The 18,026-nt window shown below is 32.0% G+C and carries 16 protein-coding genes; 1 reads left to right on the top strand and 15 read right to left on the bottom strand.

What is annotated here, in order from left to right; genetic code table 11:
* Position 1: 1 nt before the first annotated feature.
* The 13 genes from H526_RS31175 to H526_RS0121970 all read right to left on the bottom strand — a co-directional run bounded on the left by H526_RS31175 (position 2) and on the right by H526_RS0121970 (position 15,575).
* Complete coding sequence (locus H526_RS31175) at positions 2–1,165, bottom strand: sensor histidine kinase (RefSeq protein WP_051336279.1); 1,164 nt, start codon at positions 1,163–1,165, stop codon at positions 2–4.
* Positions 1,162–2,262: an FIST signal transduction protein gene (locus H526_RS0122025; protein WP_027395025.1), complete on the bottom strand. Its 1,101-nt coding sequence runs from the start codon at positions 2,260–2,262 to the stop codon at positions 1,162–1,164. The genes H526_RS31175 and H526_RS0122025 overlap by 4 nt, the downstream gene beginning before the upstream one ends.
* Before the next feature lie 6 nt (positions 2,263–2,268).
* Positions 2,269–3,321, bottom strand: coding sequence for a sensor histidine kinase (locus H526_RS0122020; RefSeq protein ID WP_027395024.1), 1,053 nt, complete (start codon positions 3,319–3,321; stop codon positions 2,269–2,271).
* Between the two features lie 3 nt (positions 3,322–3,324).
* A complete protein-coding gene (locus H526_RS0122015) occupies positions 3,325–4,458 on the bottom strand; it encodes an FIST signal transduction protein (protein ID WP_027395023.1) in 1,134 nt (377 codons plus the stop codon).
* Positions 4,455–5,678 (bottom strand): sensor histidine kinase, encoded by a 1,224-nt coding sequence (locus tag H526_RS0122010; RefSeq protein WP_027395022.1) that lies wholly within the window; start codon positions 5,676–5,678, stop codon positions 4,455–4,457. Before H526_RS0122010 ends, H526_RS0122015 begins: the two co-directional genes overlap by 4 nt.
* Positions 5,671–6,216, bottom strand: a complete 546-nt coding sequence (locus H526_RS0122005; RefSeq protein ID WP_027395021.1) for a heme NO-binding domain-containing protein — start codon at positions 6,214–6,216, stop codon at positions 5,671–5,673. The genes H526_RS0122010 and H526_RS0122005 overlap by 8 nt, the downstream gene beginning before the upstream one ends.
* Before the next feature lie 46 nt (positions 6,217–6,262).
* The gene (locus tag H526_RS0122000) at positions 6,263–6,673 is read right to left on the bottom strand and encodes a response regulator (protein WP_027395020.1); all 411 of its coding nucleotides are present in this window, start codon (positions 6,671–6,673) and stop codon (positions 6,263–6,265) included.
* Positions 6,674–6,818: 145 nt separating this feature from the next.
* Positions 6,819–7,001 (bottom strand): CPXCG motif-containing cysteine-rich protein, encoded by a 183-nt coding sequence (locus H526_RS31540; RefSeq protein WP_081415673.1) that lies wholly within the window; start codon positions 6,999–7,001, stop codon positions 6,819–6,821.
* Positions 7,002–7,073: 72 nt separating this feature from the next.
* The gene (locus H526_RS0121990; RefSeq protein ID WP_240337522.1) at positions 7,074–8,444 is read right to left on the bottom strand and encodes a TolC family protein; all 1,371 of its coding nucleotides are present in this window, start codon (positions 8,442–8,444) and stop codon (positions 7,074–7,076) included.
* On the bottom strand, positions 8,416–11,640 hold the full coding sequence (locus tag H526_RS29810) for an efflux RND transporter permease subunit (protein ID WP_035086235.1): 3,225 nt from the start codon (positions 11,638–11,640) through the stop codon (positions 8,416–8,418). The genes H526_RS0121990 and H526_RS29810 overlap by 29 nt, the downstream gene beginning before the upstream one ends.
* 5 nt (positions 11,641–11,645) lie before the next feature.
* Positions 11,646–12,809: an efflux RND transporter periplasmic adaptor subunit gene (locus tag H526_RS29805; RefSeq protein ID WP_051336278.1), complete on the bottom strand. Its 1,164-nt coding sequence runs from the start codon at positions 12,807–12,809 to the stop codon at positions 11,646–11,648.
* 167 nt (positions 12,810–12,976) lie between these two features.
* Complete coding sequence (locus tag H526_RS0121975; RefSeq protein WP_035086231.1) at positions 12,977–13,432, bottom strand: MarR family winged helix-turn-helix transcriptional regulator; 456 nt, start codon at positions 13,430–13,432, stop codon at positions 12,977–12,979.
* A 226-nt stretch (positions 13,433–13,658) separates the two neighbouring features.
* Positions 13,659–15,575 carry an ABC-F family ATP-binding cassette domain-containing protein gene (locus tag H526_RS0121970; protein ID WP_027395016.1) on the bottom strand — a complete coding sequence of 639 codons (1,917 nt, stop codon included), beginning with the start codon at positions 15,573–15,575 and terminating at the stop codon, positions 13,659–13,661.
* 56 nt (positions 15,576–15,631) lie between these two features.
* Between H526_RS0121970 and H526_RS0121965 the strand changes: the two genes are divergently transcribed.
* Positions 15,632–16,018: a DUF983 domain-containing protein gene (locus tag H526_RS0121965; protein WP_027395015.1), complete on the top strand. Its 387-nt coding sequence runs from the start codon at positions 15,632–15,634 to the stop codon at positions 16,016–16,018.
* Here the strand turns inward: H526_RS0121965 and H526_RS0121960 are convergent.
* A complete protein-coding gene (locus tag H526_RS0121960) occupies positions 16,010–17,056 on the bottom strand; it encodes an NAD(P)/FAD-dependent oxidoreductase (RefSeq protein ID WP_027395014.1) in 1,047 nt (348 codons plus the stop codon). The two genes, H526_RS0121965 and H526_RS0121960, sit on opposite strands and share 9 nt — an antisense overlap.
* A 67-nt stretch (positions 17,057–17,123) precedes the next feature.
* Positions 17,124–18,014 (bottom strand): type IX secretion system ring subunit PorN/GldN, encoded by an 891-nt coding sequence (porN, locus tag H526_RS0121955; RefSeq protein ID WP_027395013.1) that lies wholly within the window; start codon positions 18,012–18,014, stop codon positions 17,124–17,126.
* Positions 18,015–18,026 lie beyond the last annotated feature (12 nt).

Genomic DNA, 18,026 nt, shown 5'->3' with positions numbered 1-18,026 from the left:
TTTACTCTTTTTGTAAGGTGAAGAAAAGTGTAGTACCTATACCAACCTCTGATTCTAATCGTATATCACCTTTATAATAATCTACAATTTTCTTCACAATGGGTAATCCAATACCAATACACTCTTTTTTAGAATCTATACTTTCGAATAGTTGAAAAATTCTTTCTCGATATTTTTCAGGGATTCCCTTTCCATTATCTCTTACACTACAACTTAAGTATGACTCTTCTTCCTTAATATTAATATAAATTTCTCCTTTTTCTTTATCCATGCTATTGACAGCATTACTAATCAAGTGATAAAAAAGATTTTGGAATAATGTAGGATACATAAATAATTTAGACACATTACTTTCTATATGAAATTCCACTGCCTCAGGTATTATCAATGATTCCATAATTTCTCCTAAGAAAGGTTCTAAATCAATTTCTTTATCATTTTCTTCGAACTTATCAATGGTCGAGTACGTATGTAAACCTTTAATTAGATTATCCATTTTTTCTATATTATACTCGATGTTTTCTAAATTTTGGACCACATCCTCTTGTAAATTCTCACCATCTTCTTTGGTCCAAGCAATTAAAGTTATAATGTTTCTTAATGGTGATTTTAAATCGTGTGATATTGCTTGCGTAAATTCTCTGAGCTCCTTATTTTGAGCCGTGAGCCTTTTCAATAAATTATCTTGTTTGGTAAAAGATTCACAAGCTTTTAAAGAAATCGAAAATTTATCCATTATTGGAGACAATTGATTAATTTCTACCTCATTAAACGGAGCCCCTTTATGATTAATTAACATTAAACCTTTATTATTCTTAAGGTTAAAAAACAACCAAGATCCTTCGGTTCTACAAGATGAAGTCATTTCTTCTTCATCTTCTACAAACATACCGGTCTTTATAGTTTCATCTTTAAAACAATCATTCAAAAAATCATTATGCTCCATCATTTCATCATCCACCAATCCGGCAGGATAAGAATAAGACCTTATATATTCATCTTCTTTTTTAGAAATTACACAGCATCCACTCAAGTTTTTGCGAGCAAGCAATAATTTTAAAAAATTATCACAATTTTTATCAAAGTCCAAAGTCCTACCTATGGACATAGAAAACTCATAGAGCTGTAAAATATCTGCGATATGTTTGTTAATATTTACACTCATTTTCTACCAAATAATCCTATTACAATAGTCTTGTTAAAAAGTTCTAAATACCCATTAAAAGAAGATATTTCTCCTAATGTTAATGCTCCTCCAATAAACATTTGATCATTTTCTTTTTTTAAAAGGCCTACTACATTATCTAACTCTTTCTGAAAATGATCTTCTAAAAACAGTGTTCTTGATATACAATCAATTATAACTGCTGATGTTGGATTAGGAAAACTTTCTATGGCTAATTGAGTTGCCTTGTTAGCAGATTCAAGTAAATTCTCTTCCTTGCCTTTTAATACATCCAACATCGTGTTATTAAATACCTCTCCCACGCATATCAATTCTCCCTTATCATTGGTAGCAATTGGATCTCTTACTACACATTCTGAATTATCTTTTACAATTCCGAATGGATATGATTTTGCGATATCGAAAAAATTATCTTTATTTAATTCTTTTCCACAATCAGATTGAACTATCTCTTTATAAACCTCGAGAGCATTTCTCCAATTGAGTTCTTGTATTATATTTTTATCGGTTTTAGTAGCTATAATTGGCCCTTCTATTTTTTCCCATCCGTGTTGTACACCAATACTCCCTGATGTTTCATAAATAATAGTAATAGCTGCATTCATAAAAAAACCTTCATTACTAAATACACAAGGTTTTTGTTCTAGAGTGAGACTTCCTGCGCCACCACCTAAATACAGACAGCTAGTACCAAACACCCTATACAACTCTGATAAATAATTAGAAATATTACCTGTTAAACCATCGATCATGGTAAAAGCACAATAGTCTTTTTCTCTATCTAAAGAAGTGGATGGAATTGTAAAATCTTTTTCTCTTAAATTTTGAGTAACAAAAAGGGTTGCAACGCGATCAACAAAATTAACAACCACACCTTCATCATAAAGACCATTTTGATAAATAATTTTCGGAAATATTCCTCCCATAAACTGCACATCCAGTTTATTTAATTCTTTAACTAATTGAGGTATATCCAGTAATGCTTTTTCTGGTACCGTTAAAATTACTTTTCTTCCAGCTGCTTTTTCTTTTATTTTAGCTGCTACATTATGGGGGTCTGTAGAACTTATAAACATATTTTTCTATTTTTTTATCGTAAAGAAAAAGGTAGTCCCTTTTCCGACGACTGATTCCAACCAAATTTTTCCTTCATAGTAGTCTATGATTTTTTTAACTATAGATAGTCCAATACCGGTTGATCCTTCTGTAGAATCAATACTTTGAAATATTTTAAAAATCTTTTCGTGATATTTATCCGGTATTCCTTTTCCGTTATCTTTTATGTAAAATTTCCAATACTCTTCTTCTTCTTCTGATCCTATATAAATATACCCTTCTTCTTTATCCATTCCTTTGATTGCATTGCTAATCAAATTCTGAAATAATTGCTTAATTCTATGTGGATCCTTCCTAATAGTTGGAAGCTTATTATCTATGCTAAACTCTATAAAATCTGGTGCATGTAGCGATTCTATTGTTTGATATAATAACATATTGAGATCTACTTTATTTACAATTTTGTCTTTTTTATCAATTAGAGAATATTCCAAAATCCCTCCGATCATACTATCCATTTTTTCAATATTCTCTTCGATATGGCCAAAATGACTCAAAACAGTACCGCTCAAGTCTTCTGCATCCTCTTTTATCCAAGTTATCAAAGCACTTACATTTCTTAAAGGAGATTTTAAATCATGCGAAACTACTTGTGCATAACTTGTCAGTTCTTCATTACTCTTTTCTAGATCCATCAACATCTTTGCTCTCTGTTTTTCAAAATCAGAAATCTTAGCTGCTTGTTCCTCGATCAATGTAGCTAATTCAATACCTGTAAGATCTTCAATACTTGTTGCTACTTCTTTATCCTTTTTATCATTAATAGATCGCAGCGTTTTTATCGCATCATTCAATCGTTCAATAACCAATCTTTGTCGCTTTGCTTCTTCAGTTAATTGTTTATTAGCATCAAATAATTCTTGCGAACTTATTGACATAGCTCTTTGCAACATTGAAAATTGCTCTTCATAGGTATTATACGAACCATCAATTGCAGCCAAAAACTCCTGAATTTCAGGATGATTTTTTAAATCATCTGATAATTTTTTTCTTATCTGCCTCTTCAGTAATGAATTCATTCTTTATTCACTCAATAAGGTTAAAGTCATAGTTTGATTATGAAGTTCACACCTAGTACTATTACTAAAAGGGGCTAACTCTCCATAAGAATAAAAACCAGTTATAACTGCGTTTTCACCTACTTCTTCTATAACTTCTTCAATTTCTTCTTCTACTCTCTGATCCATTACTAATTTTCTACCAATACAACTTACTAATAGTGCTAATTGAGGATCTTTATCCCTAGACTTCATAGCTATTTCTGCTGCTTTGGAAGCTCCCTCTGCTATCTTATCAATGTTAGCCATCATTAATTGTACAACGGATCCTTCTGGCACATCTCCTGCTAAAATCATAGCATTTTTTTCTTCATCAATAGAAAGAATAGTTCTTACTATAGCTTCTTTACGCCCTTCTGTTTTTACACTTAATGGATACAATAATGCTGACTGTGGTAATTCTGAAGCTTTATCTCCCAAATATTTTTTGTATAAATCAAGTGCTGGTTGATTATCTAATTCAAATAATACATTATTATCTGATTTTGTAATTATTCTTTCTGGTCCAAAAGGAGTCCATCCACCATACTGTGCACTAGTAATCTGCAAACTATCTCCGTAAAATCCAACTGCTACGATTTCTCCTTCTTTTGGATTTTCATTATAGCCTACTAATGTTTTTTCGAACCTAGCATCATCTCCACATAAACCTCCTGTACACGGTATTTCTCTATGTATTTCCTCTACACCATCTATCAAAGCAGAACCATTAACATAACTACCTTCACTTACAATAAAAATATGTTTTAAGTTCTCTGAAGGTAATTGAGCTGCTAATCTTTTTCCAGTTTCAAAAGCATCTTTTTGAGTATCTAAAATGTTCTGATGACTTAATTTATATGTGCTATTTTCAAACTCTACAGCTGTCAATGAAATAGTGTTTTCAGTAACATTTGCTCCCAAAATTTCTCCCGCAGAAGAACCTATAATAATTTCACTATTGTCAAATAATTTTTTCACCTCTTCCAGAATGGGTTCTTTTTCTAGAATAAACCGATTCCCAAAGACTAATACTAATGGGTTTTTTAGCTTCTCATCACACGATGTGGTTGATTCCCAATTGCCATTTCTCTTTCTTTCGTACTGTTGAATTTTCATATAGAAGGTTTTTTAAGAGTGAATAAAAAAGTGGTGCCTTTGTTTTCTTCTGAGGATACATCGACTTCTCCTCCATACATATTAACTATCTTTTTTACAATCGACAATCCAATTCCTGTAGATTTAGATTTATCTTGAGCTGTTTGAAAAATTTCAAAAATCTTACGATGATATGCTTCTGGAATTCCTGGGCCATTATCCGCAAGCGTAATTTCCCAAAAATCACCGATATCATTACATTTAATATCTAAAACTCCTTTTTCCTTGTCATTATATTTTATCGCATTACTGATTATATTTTGAAATAATTGTTGAAATCTAAATCGATCACCCATCATCGTAGGAAGTGTATTGTGAATATTGATTCTAAATGTTTCTGGAACATAAATCATTTCTAATATATCCGATACTACTTTATCCAGACTTACTGCTTTACCAACCTTTTCATTTCTATCTATACTCGAATAACTTAGAATCCCATCAATCATATGATCCATTTTTTCAATTTTATTAAGTAAAGCATTAAAAGAGGTTACTGCATTTTCATCCAACTTATCTTCATAATCTTCTTTTAACCAATTAATAAGCGCATTCATACTACGCAAAGGTGATTTCAAATCGTGCGATACCACGTGCGCAAAATCATTTAACTCTTTATTACTTTGCTCTAAATTTTTGAGTAATTCTTCTTTTAGTTTTTCTGCCTCTATCTGATCCGTAATATCTCGCACAATTCCTTGTGCAGCTATTGCATTATTATCTTTATCTCGAATTACACTTCCATTAATATGGACTGTTCTAACTCCATTACTTTTGGTTACTGCTCTAGCCACATAATCAGTAAAAGATCCTTTTGTAATTAATTTCTGAAAGGATTCCATAGCATAGTGAACATCATCTTTATAAATAAGAGAGGTTACATTAATTTTTTCTTTATTAACATCATAACCAAATAGCTCCTTTGCTGAGTCATTCATCTCTATTACATCACCGTTCACTTTCATCAGAACATAGGCATCTACGAGATTGTCAAACATTCCCTGTAGTTCAGAACTTTTTTTGGCTAGAACTCCTTTTAATTGTTCATTTACCTGTTTTAATTCTTGAGCAACCTCGTATAATTCTCGTGATTTATCTTCTAGAATGCCCTCTGCTTGTTTACGAGCTGCTTTTTCCCTAGCAAGTGCTCTTTGCAATATATCAGCATTAAGTTTACCCATTTTTCATTTGAATCATAAATTTAACTTCGGTCCCATCATCTTTTAATTTCTCATATGATATAACAGCCCTTTTGTTAAAATGTTCAAATGTTTTGTGCATCAAACCTAGTCCAAAACTATACATTGACCTACTTGATTTATATATCATAGCTAATGAATTTGGTGTTCTTTCTAATACCTGAAAGGTAGGAAGTTCTGCATTGGGATAAATTTTTCTTACTTCTACGTGGATATGATTTTCTATAGACTCTAACATATCCAGCGGATCCGTATAACGTTCTATCAACTGTGGATAGTTTGAAGCCAGTACACTAAAAAAGTGCTCCGCATATGTTAGCAGCAAATCATCCGTTTTAATGTTAGTATTTTTACTTAGGTTAGTAATAAGGCTTAACATTTCAGAAAACTCATACGTCCCTATTGACGTATAAACTCCATTAGATGGTAAATTAGATTCTTCGATAATTTGATCTACCATTTCTAGACCAAACTTATCCTCGACAAGTTGTAAAAACTCAGTAAAAACAATTCCTTTCATAATATAGTATTAAATTGGTAAGTTAAGTTACGAGTTTTCTGGTAGTTCAGACAGAAATTAACTCATTTTTTCCCCAATATTCTATTAAAGATTTTATTTTTTCTACGTAATCTTCATACTTCAATGGTTTTACTAAATATCCCGCAATTCCTTCTTCATAGCACCTTTTTAGATCTTGGTGATTATTAGAAGTACTTAAAATTATAACAGGAATATATTTTAATTTCTGATTAGACTTTAAACTTTTAAGAAACTCAATACCATTCATTTTTGGCATATTAAGATCTAGCAATACAAGATCGGGAGTTCTAGTATCATCATTCAAAATTTCCACGGCTTCCTCACCGTTTGTCGCTTCTTGAAGTTTACAATCATAATTGTTTTTTTGCAAAACTCTGGTAAACTTCATTCTTTCTATCTCGTCGTCTTCAATTAATAAAATTTTTAAATTTTTCATTTAGATATTGATTTAAAACATAAGGATTTACTGCTTATATCGTAAAAATCAATAATTTTAGGGAGGTAATCGTTTGATCCTCGTTGGAATCATTTAAACTATCGACGAGTGGTTGTTTACTGTAGATGAATGGAAAATAGAATTATTACTGCTCTATGTCAAGAGCTTCAAAAGAAATCAAATTCTGACCCTCAAATCTTGGGTGTAGTTCTATTGGGTTGCAGCACACCTCACAATCTTCCACATACGCCTGATAAGAAACAGAGGGGTCTAGCAACATTGATACCTGTTCCCAACAATATGGGCATTGAAAAAAGTGTTCGAACATAAGATTATTTATTTCAATTTTGAAACCTCATATTTTTTGTTCATTCAAAAACCAAACTAGATTAAAGTTATTCTAAAAATCAATATTTAACAGCTGTCCTGTAAGCTGTAATAACTGTAATTCTGCTAATTTAGCATCATACTTAGCCAATGTCTTATTGGTCTGAGCTTGTATTAGGTTAATTTGAGCTTGTCTAAATTCTATAGAAGTAATTTGTCCCAAATTGAACCTTTCTTTAGAACGTTCAAAATTGTTTTGATTGGTAACTACATTTTGCTGTTGTATTTCATATACTTTAAGACGATTATCATAATTCCCTAAGGCATTTGCAATATCTCTTTTGACTTGTTGCTCCACTTGAATTTTTGCCAATTCCTGTGAGTCTAATGCAATTTTAGCGTTTTTAACTCTGGTTATAGTACCACCACCATCAAAAAGATTCCAGCTCAAACTAAGTCCTCCTGCTAAAGTATACGTATCGGCGACATTACCTGGAAAAAAAGCAGATGGAGGGTTCCTGTTTTCATTCCATCCATAAGAACCAGTGAGACCAATCGTTGGTAAATACCCAGATTTACTAACCTTTATATCATAATCACTAATTCTAATATTACTTTCATTCTGTAACAAGGTTACATTATTATCAACTGATTTTTCTAAATAACTATCAATTTCTAATCTTGAAATAAATTTTACTATAGTGTCTACCGTAAATTGTTTCTCCAATTCATTATCTACAATCACGTTCAGGTCTCGTTTGGTATTCGCTAGTTGTTGCTTTGTATTTAGTAAATTGATACTATCATTTGCCACATCAACTTCTGCATTTAGTACATTTAACTTATTATTTTGACCATACTCAAACTGATAAGTAGATCTAGTTACTCGTTCTTTAGAAATTCTGAGGGTTTCTTCTAGAACTTGTTCATTTTCTGTAAGTCGTGCTATTTCATAATATACAGAAAACAATTGCAACATAGTATTCTCTATAGTTTCTCTGGCCTGTAATTCTGTTAGATTATACTGCTCCTTTAACCTTTTATAATTATAATACCTGCCTAAACCATCGAACAATGTATAATTAAAATTAAGTGAAGCGTTGTATCGTTGAGTTTCGGCTCCATCGATTTCAATATCTTCTCTGGGTAATCCTGTATCTGGATTAATAGCTCCAGGAAATGATGTTTTAGAAGTTGTTTCTTGGTAATTTGCTCCTGCATTGGCTGCTAACGTGGGTAAATAACCAGAATTTAGTAGCCCTTTATTATTTTTTGCTACATCTATATTATTAGTTGCTATTAGAATACCATAATTATTCTCTAATGTTAATCTAATAGCTTCTTGTTTTGTTAATTTTTGGGCAAAAACACTACCACTAACCAAAAACAAAAACAAGATTAATTTTACTATATATTTATACTTGTAATTCATGTTGCTCCTCATGTTCCTCTTTTTGCTCTTTTATAGCACGTTCTACTTCTTCTTTTGTTATTTTATTCCCTGTAACTAACCACTTGGTTCCTACTTTTAACGTATTACTAAATGACAAAAACAATGGTAATACTAACAACGTAAGTACTGTGGCAAAACCGATTCCATAAGCGATTGAAATTGCCATAGGAATAAGAAATTTTGCCTGACGACTTTCTTCAAAAATTAATGGTGCTAATCCTGCAATTGTAGTTAAGGAAGTTAAAAAAATCGCTCGAAAACGAGATTTTCCGGCTTCATAAATTGCACTATCAAAAGTCATTCCTGCTCTAAGATTACTATTAAATTTCCCTATAAGAACTAATCCATCATTAACCATAATACCTATCAAAGCTATAATCCCTAAGAGCGATAATATATTAATAGGAAATCCATGTATCCAATGACCGAAAGCTACAGCCGGAAGACTCAATGGAATAAGTAATAATAATAACAATGGTTGACTATAACTTCTAAACGTGAACGCAATAGTAATATATATTAATGCTAATGCAGTAAGACCAACTGGTCCTAAAGAACCAAGAAATTTTCCAGCTTCTCTATTTTGTCCTTCATACGAAGGTGTTACTGTTGGGTATTTTGCTATAATCTCTGGCATAATCGAGTTACGAATCTCTTCTAAAATATCTGTAGAACTCGTAGTTTCTGGATTTTTTAAATCCGCAGAAATCTGAACCTCTCTCCTTCCATCTAGATGATTAACCGCTACGTCTCCTCGCTCTATAGAGTAATCAACTATTTCATTTAAGGGTATTCTCTCCCCTGCAGCCGTAGAAATCCTCATATTATCAAGATCTAAAATCGAAGATCTATTTTCTCTATCATAACGAACCCAAACTCTTATTTCATCTTGACCTCTTTGAAAACGTTGTGCTTGTATTCCAAAAAAACCTCCTCTTACCTGCGCCATAACATCTCTAAGATTAAGGCCTAAAGCATATGCACTTTCTTTAAGCTCTAATTTAATCTCTTTGATTCCGGCAGGGTCGTTATCAGCAACATCTTTAAGTCTGGAATCATTTTCTAATATAGTTTTAAATTCTTCTTTTGCTGCTTTTAATTCTCCTATGTTGCTTCCTAATAACGAAACGGAAACTGGACTTCCTCCAAAATTTCCACCTGATCCAAAAATCAAGCGCTCTGTACCGAAAACAGGTCCTACTTTCTCTCGAATTTTGTTTGCCACTAAACCAGAATTAACTGCGTTAGGTCGTTCTTCTCCAGGTAACATATTGATACGTAGAGATGCATTGGAAGACGAATTTACACTTCTAATTATATTTTCGAATAACTGTTTCCCTCCATAATCTTCTCCTACCAAAAACTCTTCACTCAGTTCTTTATTTACGAGCCATGCTTTTTCTTCTATCATAGAAATAATAGAATCTGTTATCTTTTCATTAGTACCATTTGGCATACCTAAATCAACAGATATTACATCACTAGCAATACGAGGAAAAAACGCTGTTCTTACAATTCCTCCTCCAACACTTCCAATTGTAAATATGAGTATTACCACAAAAATGGAAAACGTAAAAAACTTATTTTTTAATGTAAAACTTAGAGCCGGGCTATAAATGTTATCACGCAGCCATCTCATAATTTTATCTCCAAAAGTATTTATATATCTCAATTTTGAAAATAAATTAGCAATACCACTTTTAGGTCTTTTGTCTTCTGCTTTTAAAGCTTTCGAATGAGCCAAATGGGCCGGAAGAATAATTAAGGCCTCTATTAACGAAACACCTAGAGTTAGAATAACTATAACTGATACTTCTCCAAAGAAATCACCAATACGACCATCTAAAAATAAAAAGATCCCAAAAGCTATTATCGTAGTCAAAATTGCAGATACTATCGGAGGAATTACCTCCATTGTTCCATCAATCGCAGCCTGAACAGGGCTTTTTCCTTTTTCGTAATGTTGATAAATATTTTCGGCAATTACAATACCATCATCTACTAGAATACCAATAACAATGATCATCCCAAAAAGAGATAAAACATTAATGGTAACATCAAAATATCCTGCTAACACGAACATTCCTAAAAAAGCAATTGGTAGTCCAAATGCCACCCAAAATGCTAAACGAGTATTAAGAAATAATGATAAAAATATAAGTACCAGGATCATTCCTATAATCGCATTTTCTGTAAGCAATTTGGTACGCTGTACCAACGTAATAGAACGATCACTAATTACATTAAGCGTTACGTTGTTATATTTCTGATTAAATTCTTCTATATACGCTTTTGTCTTCTCTGCCGATGAGATCAAATCTTCTGTATTGGTACTTGTTATCTGTACATTAACAGAGAGATTTCCATTAAAATATGATGCATTTGGTGATTCTGAAAAACGATCCCTAATCTCTGCAACATCCTTAAGCCTTATTGTTCGTCCCGATGCATCTGCACGTATAATTAAGTTAGAGAGTTCATTGGCATAATAGGATCGATTATTTGCACGGATAAGATATTCTTCTGCATTCGTCTTAATAGTACCTCCGGTAGTTAATATATTAGCCTGACTTACTGCCTGTGCTACTTCATTAAAACTAAGTCTAAAAGCTAGTAGGTTATTTTCATTTACCGCAATTTCAATTTCTTCATCAGGATAACCGCTTATACTTATTTGCGAAATACCATCTATTGCTCTAAGATCATTTTCGATTTGTCTTGCAATCTGTTTTAAAGTAACCAAAGGTATATCTGTACCACTTATTGCAAAATCTATAGTAGGCCTAATTGCTTCTTGTTTAGAGGTTACAATAGGCTCCATTCCTGTCGGAAATGAAGGCACTCTATCTACCGCATTTTTAACTTCGAGCAACATAAAATCGATATCTTTTCCTTTTTCGATTTCAACATTAATGTTTCCGCTATTTTCTCTAGAAGTCGAAGTTACTCGTTCTACCCCTTCCAAACCCTTAAGATTATCTTCTACTTTAAGTATAATACCTTCTTCTATCTCTAGTGGAGAAGCACCAGGATAGACAACACTTATATTAATGTTTTTAGAATCTGTAAGTGGAAAAAATGATGACTTAAGCGATATTGCTCCAAAAATTCCGAATGCAATAAAAGCAATTACAATTACATCTACGGCAACGTGGTACCTAATAAAATAAGAGATTATTTTACGCATAACTACTATTTTGAATTGGTACTAATCACGTTATTATCCGCAGCTGAAGAATTTCTAGATTTGCCTTGATATATTTTCACTAGCATTCCTGCATACGCTCCAGGAACAGGTTTATTAAGGATTACATCTCCATTAGGAACTCCAGTTAAGATCACTTTTTTGTCAGAAAAATAAACTGGTCTTACATCGATAATATCTAAAATACTATCTCTAACCACAAAAATCTTATCTCCTTGTTGAAGTAAATTTCGATCAATTTCTATTGCATTCTCTGCTTTTCTGGCATTAAGATTTGCTTCTAAATACATTCCTTCTTTTAAAGACGGATCTTTAACCTCTATAAAAGTGGTTATCGTTTGAGTAGCCTGATCTACACTTCCGTTTATCCTACTGACTATACCTGTATAGAATTTAGATTTATTAAGATCGGAAAGTTCTACTGATTCTCCTATTTTTAATAAATCTGAATATTCTTTCCCTATGGCTACTTCAATTTCATAAGCGCTAGTATCTATGAACTCTCCCAGTTTTTGGCCTTGACGAATTAAAGTTCCTTCTGTAACCAAAGCTTCTGTAAGTACTCCAGAAAACGGAGCCGAAATTCTATATTTAGACAATCGCTGTTCCAGATTTTTTACATTATAATATGTGGTATAAATATTTCTACCAGTAATAAAATATTTTTCTTTTTCGGAAGTAGTTTCTGGTAGCTCTGGAGTTACTTTATTTATATCAAAGTTAGTAAGGTAATTTTGCCATTTATCAAATATATCAGGGTAATCCAGACGTAAATCAGGCATTATTGAAGTAATTAAGTTATATAAATTACTCTTAGCCGATTGTACAGATGCGTAATACTCTGAGGCATCTATACTTATTAATGTTTGTCCTTTTTGATATTGTTGACCTGTTTTAAAGAGTTTGGTGCCTCCTTTAAAAACTCCTTGCACTTCAGAAAACAATTCTAATCGTCTCTTAGCAATAAGATTACCATTGGCAGTAATCTTAATCGGAACAGTACCATTCTTAATAGTATCTACAAAAACAGTTTTAATAACCTTAGCGGATTTGGGCTTTACTCTCTTCTTACTATCAATAAGTTTTTTAGCTCCAAATAAAGCTCCGGCAATTAGTAATAATCCAAGGATAGAAAGTATTACGTTTCTCATACACAATAATTTGTTTATACTTCTAACATGAAAAGCTGCACAAAACTATCAACAACAAACGTGTGTTGCAGTTAAAGAACTCATAAAAAACAACCACCTTGTAAAAACCAAAAAAGACATCTAAAAATTTTAAATGTCTTTTTAATCTTATTTAAGATTTATTTATGTTAATCTGCTATTTCAGCGATTTTAGCTTTTATTTTCTTAAGTGTGCCAATCAAATTTTCGATTTCTTCATTACTCAAACTTTCTTGAACAGCTGGTATCAAATCGTACATAATTGGAGTTACCTTTTCGATAACTTCTTTTCCATAATCTGTGAGGAAAATTCTATTTACTCTTCTATCATTCTCATCGCTCTTTCTTACCACAAGATTCTTACTCTCCATTGTATTTACCAATCTTGTCATAGAGGTCTTATCACGATGCGTAATAAATGCTAAATCATTTTGAGATTGCCCATCATTAACTCTTAGACGCTTCAAAACACTCCATTGTTCTTTTGATAAATCCAATCCATTTTCACCAAACGCTTTCTGAACCAGAAACCCAAAATCATAATGGATTTTCCCTACCCAAGATAACGCATGTGCATTTAAATCAATGGCTTTTGTATCATTCATACATTGTATACTTTAGTTTACGAGTACAAAAATATCTATAAATATTCAGTTGTACCTGATACAAACGACAAAAATTATCATCAATTATAAGGTTCATTCTATCTTAACATTTAGGTAACATACGTTAATTTAAGTATGTTTAAAAAAAGTGACCTTGTACTATCAGAATTATAATTTTAGGGTTTTATTTTTACACATTCTGTAAATTAAACACCCCAAACAGGAGCTAAGATAATTTATCAATTTCTTCCTGTAATGTTTCCCAATTTTCCATCAATGAAGCTAAATTTTCTTTTTTTGCTTGATATTTGTCAAAGAAATCTGGTTGTGCAATAGTTTGATCATAATTAATCGCTAACTCTACGTCTATTTCTTTTATTTCTTTTTCTAGTTTGTTGATCTTAGATTCTATATTACTAAGCTTATTATTTAATGATTTTAACTTTTTCTGACTCTCATAAGATTGCTTAGCAGTTTCTTTTGTATCTGAAATAGATTTAGCTTGTTTATCTTTCTTTTCTATATCGCGTAGATCATCTACCCTTCTTTGTTCTAAATAATAATCAATATCTCCTAGATATTCTTTTATCTGCTTATTCCTAAATTCATACACGGTATTGGTTAATCCCTGAAGAAAATCTCTATCGTGAGACACTAAAATCAAAGTCCCTTCGAAACTTTTTAAAGCTTCTTTTAATATGTTTTTGGATTTAATATCTAAATGGTTAGTAGGCTCATCCATAACCAATACATTAAAAGGTTCTAAAAGCATCTTACACAAAGCCAATCGATTACGCTCACCACCAGAAAGCACCTTTACCTTTTTCTCCACTTCATCTCCTCTAAATAAAAATGCTCCTAGCATATCCCTCACTTTACTTCGGGTTTTCTCATTTGCAGCATTAATCATAGTATCATGAATTGTTAATTCACCATCGAGATATTCTGATTGATTCTGTGCAAAATATCCTATCTGTACATTATGACCTAGTTTCAGATTACCTATATGTGATATCTCATCTATTATAATTTTAGCTAATGTAGATTTTCCTTGCCCATTCTGGCCCACAAAAGCTGTTTTAGAACCGCGTTCTACTAACAAATCAATATCTTTTAGAATCTCCTTTTCTCCATAGTTTTTACCAACTTTCTCAGCCTCTATAACTACTTTACCTGGCTGCACACTTATAGGAAAACTGATGTTCATTACTGCATTATCGTCTTCGTCTACTTCAATACGTTCTACTTTATCCAATTTCTTAATAAGCGATTGCGCCATAGAGGCTTTTGAGGCTTTCGCTCTAAATTTTTCGATAAGCTTTTCGGTCTGTTCAATCTGTTTAGATTGATTTTTTTGTGTTGCTAATTGCTGATCTCTTATTTCCTTACGAAGCACTAAATACTTAGAATACGGTTTATTATAGTCGTAAATTCGACCTAATGATATTTCTATAGTTCTATTAGTAACATTATCCAAAAACATTTTATCATGAGAAACTATAACTACTACGCCTACATAGTTTTTCAGAAAACCTTCTAACCATATAATAGACTCAATATCTAAATGGTTAGTAGGCTCATCCAACAGGAGTACATCATTATTTTGCAATAACAACTTTGCCAGTTCAATTCTCATACGCCAACCTCCAGAAAAAGTATCTGTTAGTTTACCAAAATCCTCCCTTACAAACCCTAAACCTTGCAATACGCGTTCGGTTTCTCCTTGATAATTATATCCACCTAGAATTTCATATTGATGCGTATAATCACTTAGATCTGTTATCAATTGATTATAACTCTCACTTTCATAATCCGTACGTTCTGCTAGTTGAGTATTAATCTTATCTATTTCTCTTTCAATCTTCTTGATTTCTGTGAAGGCTTCATACGACTCTTCCAGTACTGTTCTCCCTAAAACAAAATCAATATCCTGCTTTAGAAAACCAATTTTTATTTCTTTATCCATCGCTATCTGACCAGAATCTGGTTCTTGTTCTTTGGATAAAATTTTAAGCATTGTGGATTTCCCTGCACCATTTTTTCCTACTAATCCAACTCTATCTCCGGCATTTAATCTAAAGGCGATTTCTTCGAAAAGATATTCTCCTCCAAACGAAATTGAAAGGTTATGTATGTTTAACATCAGCTTTTGAATCTTTTGTGCAAAGATGATTAATTTTGTAATAGAATAAAAGTACTATGAGCTTCTTAAAAGGAACTAAAATCTACAGCATTTTTACAGGGACATGTCCAGTATGTCAAAAAGAAAGTATGTATAAGGATAATAATCCATACAAACTTGGAAAAATCTTTCAAATGCACGAACGTTGTAGTCACTGTAACACAAAATACAAGATAGAACCATCTTTCTTTTATGGCGCTATGTATGTAAGCTATGGTGTTGGCATCGCATTTGCAGTTGCGGCGTTTGTGATTGGCAACTTATTTCTAGAACTTAATTTGTTAAATAGCTTCTTTGTAATCGTAGGAACACTAATATTCTTCTTTCCTATAATTCTTAGGTTATCAAGAAACATTTGGATTAATCTTTTTATGCATTATGGCAAAAAGAAAAACTTATCTTAATTCAAAATAGCGATTAATATCAATTTCTTTCTCTAAAGTAACTCCTTTTTCTATACTGGCATATAACTTTTCTGTCACATAAGGTCCAATCAATATACCACGACTCCCTAAACCATTTATTATGTGAAGGTTTTTATGTACTGGATGCGTACCTATAAAAGGCCTTCTATCTCTAGTTGTTGGTCTTATACCGGCTACTTGATCAACAACTTTATACGCTACTTTTAAGAAACGACTTAACTTTTTTTCTAAACTTTTCTTAGCAGAAACTGTAATATCAGGAGTCTTATCTTGATTGTTATAGGTAGCTCCAACCTTATACAAATTATCTCCTAACGGAATAATAAATATAGATGATTTTACTGCTTCATTAAGTTTTAGCTCTTCTGATTTAATTATAATATACTCCCCTTTATTTCCTTGTAACGGTAAATAATTAAAGAACGGATTATTTCTAAGACCATACCCTTCAGAAAATAGAATGTTTTTAGCCTTTACTCCTTTATACTCTATGAAATCCTCTTTGACTACTAGTTTATCATACTCAAAAGACTCCGTAACCAAAGAATTCTTGCTTTCTATATAAGATAAATACAACCGTAACATTGTACTAACATCAATTTTTCCAGCATGTTTTACTTCCCCAAAATGAAATGGTATATCTAAAGCCTTATTTTGGTTTTTAATTAAATCAGAAGAAAGAAATCTTGTTAATGATGGTTTATCGCAAGCTTCAAACCATAAATTTTGTTCTTCAATATCATTAAATCGTCTCAAAATTGGAAACATAGAAATTAGAGGTACATCTAATTTACTCTCTATATTTTTATAAACATTCATTGCCAACTGTAGTTGTTCCGAAGCCAACCAAGCTGGAGTAAATCGCTTAAGAATTACTGGGTTAAACAATCCCCCAGCAACCCTAGAAGATTGTTCTGAGCTATTCTCATAAACCAAATATGACTTATTATTATCTTCTAACTTATTAACAAATGATAACCCAGCTAGTCCGAATCCAACAACTATATAATCTACCATAGAATAAAAATAACAAAACGCCCAACAAAAGTTGGGCGTTTATATATTATATTAGAAACTATAGAGTTTAGTAACTCCACATATCCATTTCAAAATTTCTGATACTTTCTTTAATTCTTTCACTTTCCAATAACTGCATCAAAGCATTGTCAATGATATAATCATTTACCTCTCGGTCACCTTGAATGTTATCTTCCTTGTAAATTACCGAATTAAATCGTCTTGCATTAAGTACGTGATCATAAGTAAAAGGCATTGAGGTATTCTTCCTATTAAAAGCCTTCGCATTATGAAGTATCTCTCTTACATCAGGATACCAAACCCAAAATAACGGAACCATATCAGGCTCATCATCATTAATAAAGTTTACATCCGGTGCAACTGGAGCAATACCAAGTAGCCTATATCTTAATTCTCCCTGACGCTTATCAAAATACCAGTATCCTCTGATCTTATATTCCGAAATGTCAGCAGCACTAATTGTAGTTACCTCAATATATTGAGGATCTACAGGCTCACCAGCATTAAACTGCTCATACCCTAAATCTAACGTATCTATTTTAGACAAAGTACCATCAAGATCACTTAATGTACGTGTCTCTGTAAAATATGAATCTGCGTAAATTTTTTGGATTTTACCATTCTTAACATTTGACAACAGTACATCATATAATGCACGTCTATCAGCACCAATATTAACCGTATCTATAGGATAATATAATGGGAAATTTATACGCTCATCAAGATCGATTGTCTCCCAAGTAGTTTTTGCCCAAAGTACATCACGTTTGTCAACATAACCATATTCCAACGGAAGGTCATTATCCGCTTGAATCTGTTCGATTGTTTTTTTCCCAATATCTTCTGGACTATCAGCATTCAAAATATTGGCTTGACCAAACGAAAACAACGTCACGAATAGGCCAAAAACGGTTAATAACAAATTTTTCAAATTCATAATCATTAGTTT

This window comes from Aquimarina latercula DSM 2041, from assembly GCF_000430645.1.
GTDB classification, from domain to species: domain Bacteria; phylum Bacteroidota; class Bacteroidia; order Flavobacteriales; family Flavobacteriaceae; genus Aquimarina; species Aquimarina latercula.
This window is presented reverse-complemented; position numbering and strand designations above follow the sequence as displayed.